11 protein-coding genes are annotated in these 7,566 nt (G+C 70.2%); 6 read left to right on the top strand and 5 right to left on the bottom strand.

What is annotated here, in order from left to right:
• The coding region (locus tag G6R25_RS19285; RefSeq protein WP_163554087.1) for an aldo/keto reductase at nucleotides 1-229 on the bottom strand (229 nt) is incomplete at its 3' end.
• A 171-nt stretch (nucleotides 230-400) separates the two neighbouring features.
• Between G6R25_RS19285 and G6R25_RS19280 the strand changes: the two genes are divergently transcribed.
• Complete coding sequence (locus tag G6R25_RS19280) at nucleotides 401-1,246, top strand: helix-turn-helix transcriptional regulator (protein ID WP_163554086.1); 846 nt, start codon at nucleotides 401-403, stop codon at nucleotides 1,244-1,246.
• A 356-nt stretch (nucleotides 1,247-1,602) separates the two neighbouring features.
• Here the strand turns inward: G6R25_RS19280 and G6R25_RS19275 are convergent, their stop codons facing one another.
• Both G6R25_RS19275 and G6R25_RS19270 read right to left on the bottom strand, forming a co-directional pair.
• Nucleotides 1,603-1,899, bottom strand: coding sequence for a PIN domain-containing protein (locus tag G6R25_RS19275; RefSeq protein WP_205447255.1), 297 nt, complete (start codon nucleotides 1,897-1,899; stop codon nucleotides 1,603-1,605).
• 355 nt (nucleotides 1,900-2,254) lie between these two features.
• The gene (locus tag G6R25_RS19270; RefSeq protein ID WP_163554085.1) at nucleotides 2,255-2,941 is read right to left on the bottom strand and encodes an SDR family oxidoreductase; all 687 of its coding nucleotides are present in this window, start codon (nucleotides 2,939-2,941) and stop codon (nucleotides 2,255-2,257) included.
• A 74-nt stretch (nucleotides 2,942-3,015) separates the two neighbouring features.
• Here G6R25_RS19270 and G6R25_RS19265 point away from each other — a divergent pair, with 74 nt between their 5' ends.
• The 4 genes from G6R25_RS19265 (at nucleotide 3,016) to G6R25_RS30840 (ending at nucleotide 4,622) form a co-directional block, all read left to right on the top strand.
• Nucleotides 3,016-3,633: a TetR/AcrR family transcriptional regulator gene (locus G6R25_RS19265; RefSeq protein WP_136448157.1), complete on the top strand. Its 618-nt coding sequence runs from the start codon at nucleotides 3,016-3,018 to the stop codon at nucleotides 3,631-3,633.
• A 123-nt stretch (nucleotides 3,634-3,756) separates the two neighbouring features.
• Complete coding sequence (locus G6R25_RS19260; RefSeq protein WP_163554084.1) at nucleotides 3,757-4,014, top strand: type II toxin-antitoxin system Phd/YefM family antitoxin; 258 nt, start codon at nucleotides 3,757-3,759, stop codon at nucleotides 4,012-4,014.
• Nucleotides 4,011-4,271 carry a Txe/YoeB family addiction module toxin gene (locus G6R25_RS19255; RefSeq protein WP_163554083.1) on the top strand — a complete coding sequence of 87 codons (261 nt, stop codon included), beginning with the start codon at nucleotides 4,011-4,013 and terminating at the stop codon, nucleotides 4,269-4,271. Before G6R25_RS19260 ends, G6R25_RS19255 begins: the two co-directional genes overlap by 4 nt.
• A gap of 183 nt (nucleotides 4,272-4,454) precedes the next feature.
• On the top strand, nucleotides 4,455-4,622 hold the full coding sequence (locus tag G6R25_RS30840; RefSeq protein ID WP_163554082.1) for a transposase: 168 nt from the start codon (nucleotides 4,455-4,457) through the stop codon (nucleotides 4,620-4,622).
• 472 nt (nucleotides 4,623-5,094) lie between these two features.
• Here G6R25_RS30840 and G6R25_RS19245 read toward each other — a convergent pair whose 3' ends face one another.
• Together G6R25_RS19245 and G6R25_RS25440 are read right to left on the bottom strand one after the other, a co-directional pair.
• Nucleotides 5,095-6,624: a bifunctional adenosylcobinamide kinase/adenosylcobinamide-phosphate guanylyltransferase gene (locus G6R25_RS19245; RefSeq protein WP_163554081.1), complete on the bottom strand. Its 1,530-nt coding sequence runs from the start codon at nucleotides 6,622-6,624 to the stop codon at nucleotides 5,095-5,097.
• 27 nt (nucleotides 6,625-6,651) lie between these two features.
• Nucleotides 6,652-6,822: a hypothetical protein gene (locus G6R25_RS25440; protein WP_205447254.1), complete on the bottom strand. Its 171-nt coding sequence runs from the start codon at nucleotides 6,820-6,822 to the stop codon at nucleotides 6,652-6,654.
• A 341-nt stretch (nucleotides 6,823-7,163) separates the two neighbouring features.
• On the opposite strand from G6R25_RS25440, the gene G6R25_RS19240 reads away from it, so the two are divergent.
• A complete protein-coding gene (locus G6R25_RS19240) occupies nucleotides 7,164-7,376 on the top strand; it encodes a hypothetical protein (protein ID WP_163554080.1) in 213 nt (70 codons plus the stop codon).
• The last annotated feature ends 190 nt before the right edge of the window (nucleotides 7,377-7,566 follow it).

The following is a 7,566-nucleotide window of genomic DNA, read 5'->3' as shown; positions in this document are numbered from 1 at the left end:
GGAAAGGCTCATTGTTCCGTCGCCCCTTGAGCGCCTTGCCGACGACCTCTTCGGAGTCGCCGTAGGCGTCGGCGGTGTCGATGAGGTTGATTCCCGCGTCCAGTGCTTTGTGGATGATGCGGGCCGAGTCATCGGGGTCGGGGTTACCGATGGGCGTGGCGAACATCAACGCGCCGAGGGCATAGGGGCTGACCCTGATACCGGTCCGGCCGAGCGTGCGGTACTGCATGCAACATCTGCCCTTTCTCCGCAAAAAGATCGTCTCTCGCACCCGCGGGGCGCCGCCGGTCCGGCGGTCCGGCTTCCAGCGTGCGGCGGTGCGGGCGCCAGCGGGAGAGACGTCCTTATCCGGGGACGGGCAGTCCCTGGCTGCGTCCGGCGTCCCGGGCATGGCGGAGGTGTGGACAGAACCGAACTCGCCGACTTCCTGCGCCACTGCCGTGCCCGACTCGCCCCTGCCGACGTGGGGCTGTCGCAGGGTGCGCGGCGTCGCACCCCGGGACTGCGCCGCGAGGAGGTGGCGCAGCTGGCGGACATGTCCACCGACCACTACACGCGGCTGGAGCAGGCCAGGGGCTCACGCCCGTCCCGCCAGATGCTCGCCGCCGTCGCCCGCGCGCTACGGCTGACCGGCGACGAACGGGACCACCTGTTCCATCTGGCCGGCGAGGAGCCCCCACGCAGCCAGCCGACCACCGAGCATGTCCGCCCCGGCCTGCTTCTCGTCCTCGACCGGCTGACCGACACTCCCGCCCAGGTGGTGAGCGACCGCGGCGATATCCTCGCGCAGAACGCGATGGCCAAGGCGCTCTACGGTGACGCGTCCGTCCGCCCCGAGGCGGAGCGCAACGTCGCCTGGCGCTACTTCACGGACCCCGCCGCGCGGGAACTCTTCCCGGCCGAGGACCGTGACCGTGGCGCCCGGGCAGCAGTGGCGGATCTGCGCGCCACATTCGCCCGCCGCCCGGACGACACGCGGCTGGCAGCGCTCGTACGCCGGCTCCGCGCCCGCAGCGAGGAGTTCTCGGCGCTGTGGGACACCCACCAACGTCGCCGTACGCCGCGCGCCGGCACCAAACGCTTCCTGCACCCGGTCGTCGGCTTCCTGGAGCTGGACTGCGAGGTACTGCTGAACCCGGAGCACGACCAGCGGATGATCGTCTACACCGCCCGCCCGGGCAGCAGGTCCCACGAGCGGCTGGAACTGCTGCGCGTGGTCGGCCTCCAGGATCTGATCCGTGGCTGAACCGCTCCGCCCGGCCCGCTGACCCAGGTCAGATGCTAACTATGCAGCTACCAGCATCTGAGCCGTCTGATCTTGGCTGCTGGCCCTGAAATCGCTGTCCGTCCGGTCGCGACGAGGGCTCTGACCAAGAGTGATGGCCAGTGACCGCGTCGACGGGAACATCATCTATCGGATCGAACGGGTGTTCCGCGTGCCTGGCGGTTCCGGAGGCTCCGGTCCGTCTGGTGACCGCGATCCCGGGGTCGTTCTCAGGCTGAAGTCGCTCGCGACGTCGGCGTCGGCGCATCGGTATCGCGTACCGTCCGCAGACACGCGCGACACCGCCATGGTTTTTCCACACGGGTGGCGAGCGGCGATCACTGTTCGCCGAGAATCCGTAGATCGTGGTGATCCCTGAAGTACAAGTAGTCCTTGAGGTTCAGGGCGGCGAGTGGCAGGTTGCGGGTGAGGCGGCAGGCCGCGATCCACATGTCGTTGACCGGGCGGGGCCGTCCGGCCCGGGTGGCGGTTGCAGAGAGTTTGCTCCAGGCGTTGGCGACTGCTTCGTCGCCAGGGAGCACGGGGATCCCGGAGAGCCAGTCGGCGAGTTCCTGACGTCGGTGGCTGCCCCAGTCTCGCAGGCCGGTCCACGTGGCGAACTCACCGAAGGTCACGAAAGTGATCAGTGGCCGACGGCCGATCAGACGAGTCGCCACGGGCCGTCGGGCCTGCGCTTGTGGCTCAGGGAGGCGACGTCGGTGTCCAGGACGACGGGCTGCACAGCGGCGGCTCAGGCGACGTCGCGTCGACACCCGGCGTAGGTGAACGCAAGGAACTCGTCGAGCTCCTCGTCAGAGTCGAACGTGTCGGCCGCCAGGTCATCGAGGGACCGGATGGGCTGGGTACCTCGCGCAGCCGGCAGCTCCTCAACTTGGCCACTCGGAGGTTCTCGGCTACTCCGGACGATCTGGAATCGGCCGCTCGTCCCCGTGTATCGCCAGTGCATCGCACAAGAGGCCGACCCGCGGTTCACGCGACGGTGAAACCACCGTCGACGGGCAGGATCGTTCCGGTGACCAGACGGGCGCCGATCAGGTATTCGATCGCGCCGGCGACGTCGGCGGCGGAGCCGATCAGGCCGGCGGGCACGCTGCCTGCGGCAGCGTCGAACTGCGCTTGGCGCTGGTCGGCGGGAAGGAAGGACCACCACGCCGTGTCCACGACTCCCGGCGCCACGGCGTTGACGCGGACCGGCGCGAGCTCGGCCGCGAGCGGCGAGACGATCCGCTCGATCGCTCCGTTCACGGCCGCGAAGGTCACCGTTCCGGGAAGAGCGGCCCGGGCGCTGGCGGCCGAGATCATCGTGATCGACTCGGTGACCTGCGCCTCGCGGATTGCGTGGATGTAAGCGAACAGCTTGGCGGTGAACGCCGTCTCGAAGTCATCGAGGCTGATCTCGCGGATCGGTCCAAATCCGGCCGCGCCCGGGCTGAAGGCGAGCACCAGATGTTCGAACGAGCCGAACCCCTCGAAGAACGCCGCGACCGCCTCGCGGTCGGTGCCGTCGAGCTGCTCGGCGCCGGCCACGCGACCAGCGAGCGCGGTGAGCCGGCCCTGGTCGCGTCCGGTGACCGTGACCTCAATGCCGGTCTTGGTGAGCTGCTCCGCCGTCGCCAGCCCGATCCCGGCGGTCCCGCCCATGACTACTGCGCGCATGGCCTGCCCTCTCCTAGTTTCGGTTCGCTACGTCTCGATACTATACGAGACGTAGCGACTTGTATTTTTGAGCCATGACAGGGGAACGTCCGCCAGGGAGGCCACGCAGCGAGGCCGCGCGCCGTGCAATTCTCGTCGCCGCTCTTGAGCTGGTGGCCGAGACGGGTTACGGCGGGCTGACGATCGAGGGCATCGCAGCCAGGGCAGGCGTGGGCAAGCAGACGATCTATCGCTGGTGGCCCTCCAGGGCCGACGTCCTGCTGGAGGCCGGCGCCGCGAAGGCCGATCTCCTTGTGCCAGTCGCAGACCAGGGCAGCTACGCGGCCGATCTGCGGGTCTTCCTCGGTGCGAGCTATCGCTTGGCGAACCATCCGCAGCTCGCCGAACTGCTACGCGCGTTGATGGCCGAGGCCCAGATCGACGCCGCGTTCGCCGGCCGGTTCCGTGTCGGCTTCCTGGAGCGCCGACGGGATGCGCTCGCCATTATCACCGACCGCGCCCGTCAGCGCGGCGACCTCCCCGACCGGCCCGCCCCCGGCACCGTGGCCGACATCGTGTTCGGCACCCTCTGGTATCGCATACTCGCCACCCACCAGCCCCTTGACCCCCAACTCGTCAACGACCTGGTCGAAGTCCTGGCCTCCACGCCACCAGCTACCCCCGCGGGACCACCAGCCGAGCGCAGGTCATGAGGTGCCGCCGCCGCGCTCACCGTCGCGGCGTCTTGACCAGCCCGCCGACTCGACAAGCAGCTGACAAACGCCACCCGAAGTTGTACCGTATCTGGTACGACTAGGTGTTCGGGAGGTGGCAGGATGGTCGCGGCGATCAGTGCCAGTGAGGCACGTAAGACGCTGTTTCCACTGATCGAACAGGTCAACACCGATCACACACCGGTGGAGATCGTCTCGAAGCGGGGAAACGCGGTCCTGGTGAGCAAGGAGGACTGGGACGCCATCGTGGAGACCAGCTACCTGCTGCGCACGCCCGCGAACGCGCGGCGGCTGATGGAAAGCGTGGAGCAGTGGCGTACGGGCGGCGCGGTCGAGCGTCCGGTGGGCCCTGACGAGTGAAGCTGGCCTGGACCGACCATGCCTGGGACGACTACCTGTACTGGCAGGGCCAGGACCGCAAGACACTAAAGCGCATCAACGCCCTGATCACGGACATCAAACGCGATCCGGAAGGGCAGGGGATCGGCAAGCCCGAACTGCTGCGCAACAACCTCGCCGGCCTGCGCTCACGACGGATCGACGACGAACACCGCCTGGTCTATGCGGTCGATCCCGGCCAGATCACGATCATCTCCTGTCGCTACCACTATCGGTAGTCGAGCCTGTCGCGTCCTTCGGGTTCACGGCGGCGAGCGGCCGGTTGTGGGTGCGACAGCAGGCGGCCTGTGGACCACCCGGCGGGGGATAGCGGCGTTGGCGAGACGGACGTCGAAGCATGGGAGAGAAGCCTGGAAAGGCTGTTCTCCCGTGTCGCAACATGTTTCCGTAGCGACGAGTCGGTGGCCCAGGCCAGGATGTATCTGACGGGCCTGCTCTCAGGTGTCGAGAGAAAGAACGGGCGGACCCTCGCCGAGCATGCCGGGGATCCGGCCCCGCACAAGATGCAGCGGCTGTTGAACTCCTACGCCTGGAACGCCGACCTCATGCGGAACGCGATCCGCTCCTAAGTGCTGGAGAACCTCTGCCCGGGGTGTGGTTGCTGTTGGATCGGCGGGGCTGGTCGTGTCAGTTGCCGATGGCCGGTCCCGACCACGCCCAGGGCGATCCCCGAGCCGATAACACGGAAGCCGGCAACCAGTCCGGTGCGAGACCGTCCCGGAAAGCACGACGACAGCCCGTCGCCCGCCCCACGGTCATCGAGCGGGTCGACGCCGGCCAGTTTCCGCCGCGCGGACTCGCCACACAGGAGAGCCGTCCTCCGGCAGCCCTACGCCGCCCGCCGCGCCGTTGAACGACTACCTACAGGAGTCGACTGCTGCGGAGCCAAGGGGGGCTCGAACCGCACGCCCGACCTCTCGACCTGCGGTTTCGACGAGTGCGGGCGCATCCCAGAAGTGAGAGCCAACCTGTTTCCGCAGGTCGAACGGTCCGTGGCACTGCGTGGCGGGGTGAATGGGGATCGAACTCGCGTTCGACGGCTTACGGGTCCGTGGCTCGGGGGCGTAGCCGGATCGCCGTGCCCGTCACGACCTGCCACACCTCGTCGGACGCGGCGGCGAGCTCGGCGTTGAGGTGACCGAGGGCGTCGCGGAAGCGGCGGCCGTCGGCCGTCGCAGGCACCACCCCGGAGCCCACCTCGTCGGTCACCGCGACCACGCGCCGCGCGGTGTGCCGCCACGCCTCGACCAGCTCGCCGGCCCGGGTCGCCAGCTCCGCCGGGTCGTCGAGCAGCGCGGCGACCCACAGCCCGACGCCGTCGACGAGTAGCGGCGGCCCCGGCGAGCGCAGCAACGCCACCAGGTCGAGGGTCTCCACGGTCGTCCACGCCGCGGGGCGGCGCTCGCGGTGCGCGGCGATCCGCGCCGACCATTCGGCATCCGTGGCGTCCGGGGGCGCGGACGTGGCGACGTACACCACCGCCGGCTCGGCAAGCAGCCGGCGCTCCGCCTCGGCGGACTTCCCCGACCGGGCCCCACCGGTGATCAGCACCCGGTGCGGCGGGCGCTGCGCCGTGCTCGCCGGTGCCGTGGGCGGTGCCGCGGGGGCGGCGAAGCCAGCGAGCGGTGCGAGCGGCGTGGCGGGTTGCGGCTGCACTGCCGGAGCGGGGGAGCGGACGGGGACGAGCGGCGCGCGGGGGGCGAGGTCGAGGACGGCGCCGTCGGCGGGAGCCTGCGCGCCGAGCAGGGCGAGCCGGCGGGCCAGCTCGTCCCCGGGCGGGTTGCGATGGCTGAGGTGGACGGCGAGCACCCGGGTGCCGTCGACCACGGCGCCGCGGCGGCGCAGCTCCGCGACGAGCTCGGCGAAGGAGGCCAGGTCGAGGTGCTCGCCGAAACCGGGCCGGTCCCCGTTGTTCTCCTCCAGCAGCACCACGTCGTACGCCCGGCCGGTCACCGCGGCGAGCGTCGGCGCGGGCAGCGGCGCGGCGGTGTCGCAGCCGTAGAGCAGCCGGCCGCCGTCGGGGGCGGTGACGTCGTAAAGGACCGCCGGGCCGATGCTCGCGCTGCCGTGCCGGGCGGCCAGCGGGCGCACGAGGTACCCGGCGTCGCCCGCGCCGAGGCGCAGCGGATCATCGCCCGGCGACCCACCGCCCGACGACCTGCCACCCGCCGTCGCCGGGACGAATCGCAGGGCGGAGCCCTCTCGGGCCGGGTCAGCGCCCTCCCAGCGGGTCAGGAACTCGCGGCATACCGCCAGCGCCGCGGGCGGCCCGACAACGTCGAGCGGCCGACCGGCGGCGGACGACCACGACCGCCACATCAGACTCTCGGGGCCGAGATGGTCGGGATGCGCGTGGCTGATCAGCAGATGGCGCAGGCCGGAGAGCCGAACACCGAGCCGGGCGGCGGTCCGCGGCACGTCAGGGCCGCAGTCGAGGAGCAGGGCGTCGTCGACGAGAACGGCGGTCTGGCCGCGGACCTCGTGCTTGCGCGCCCAGGCGCAGGAGGCGCAGTCGCACCACGGGTTCGGCCAGCCGTCCGCCGAACCCGTGCCGAGCAGCGTCACCCGCATTGTGGGGCCCCCGTCACCGCGTCCGGATCAACCGTGCGGGTGGCGCTTGCGCTCCCATCGGGTCATCAGCGCGAGCACGGCCGCCAGCAGGAGGATGGCCACGAAGGTGACGATCACGGCAGCCCACCAGGCCAGGGGCGGGTCGTGCTCCGCGGACTCGGCGGCGAAGGCTGCGGCGTTGTAGACGGTCGTTCCCACGCGGGTTCTTCCTCCTCGAACGGATATACCGGATGTGCGCTCGACCGGATGTCCCGGGTGGTTCCGTGACCATGTCCGTCAGGGCTGACGTTACCGGCGTCGAGGACATCCTGGCGTGGGTGTCCGCCTGCGCGCCAGTGGCGTGCGGCACCGAACCGTCGGTCTGCTCCGCCGATCCGCCGCGGAGCATCGGCCCTGGCGCGGGCAGCGATGGGCGGCGCGCTGATCCGCGGCGCCGCGCCGATGCAGGGCACGCGGTTGGATGGGTCCACCGGTCGACCGATCGGGCGATCGCGCAAGGCGGCTGGCCGACTCGGGCCGCCCGAGTGAAGGGACCACGCATGACCTGGACCTGGCGTTACGAGGGTGACGACGGAGCGATCGTCGCAGTCGGCGGTGCGTCGAGCTCCGAATCCTTCACCAGTCAGAGCGACGCCGAGACCTGGCTCGGGGAGACGTGGCGCGATCTGCTCGCGGCGGGCGTCGTCCAGGTCACGCTGCTCGACGCCGGACGGCGCATCTACGGCCCGATGAGCCTGCGCCCGGTCACCTGATCCGTGCCGTCTGTTCGGTTGACAATCCTCAGGCTAACGTTGTTAGCTGGAGCTGCGGCTAACGATGTTAGCTGATCGTCGTCCGAAAGGTTCAAGGCTCATGACCGAGTAGCGTGATCAGCCGTCGTCCCGTCCCGCCGGCGCGCACTACCTGGCGCCCGGCTGGTTCACCCGCAACGTGGCCAACCGT

The organism is Candidatus Frankia alpina (assembly GCF_902806485.1).
Taxonomy (GTDB): Bacteria; Actinomycetota; Actinomycetes; order Frankiales; family Frankiaceae; genus Frankia; species Frankia alpina.
Note: the sequence above shows the minus strand (reverse complement) of the source record. Positions and strands in the feature narration are given on the sequence as shown.

Excerpts from the sequence above, each read along its gene's own strand:
- G6R25_RS19245 (WP_163554081.1), bottom strand. The coding sequence starts at position 6,624 with ATGCGGGTGACGCTGCTCGGCACGGGTTCGGCGGACGGCTGGCCGAAC.
- G6R25_RS19265 (WP_136448157.1), top strand. The coding sequence starts at position 3,016 with ATGACAGGGGAACGTCCGCCAGGGAGGCCACGCAGCGAGGCCGCGCGC.
- G6R25_RS19270 (WP_163554085.1), bottom strand. The coding sequence starts at position 2,941 with ATGCGCGCAGTAGTCATGGGCGGGACCGCCGGGATCGGGCTGGCGACG.
- G6R25_RS19240 (WP_163554080.1), top strand. The coding sequence starts at position 7,164 with ATGACCTGGACCTGGCGTTACGAGGGTGACGACGGAGCGATCGTCGCA.
- G6R25_RS19260 (WP_163554084.1), top strand. The coding sequence starts at position 3,757 with ATGGTCGCGGCGATCAGTGCCAGTGAGGCACGTAAGACGCTGTTTCCA.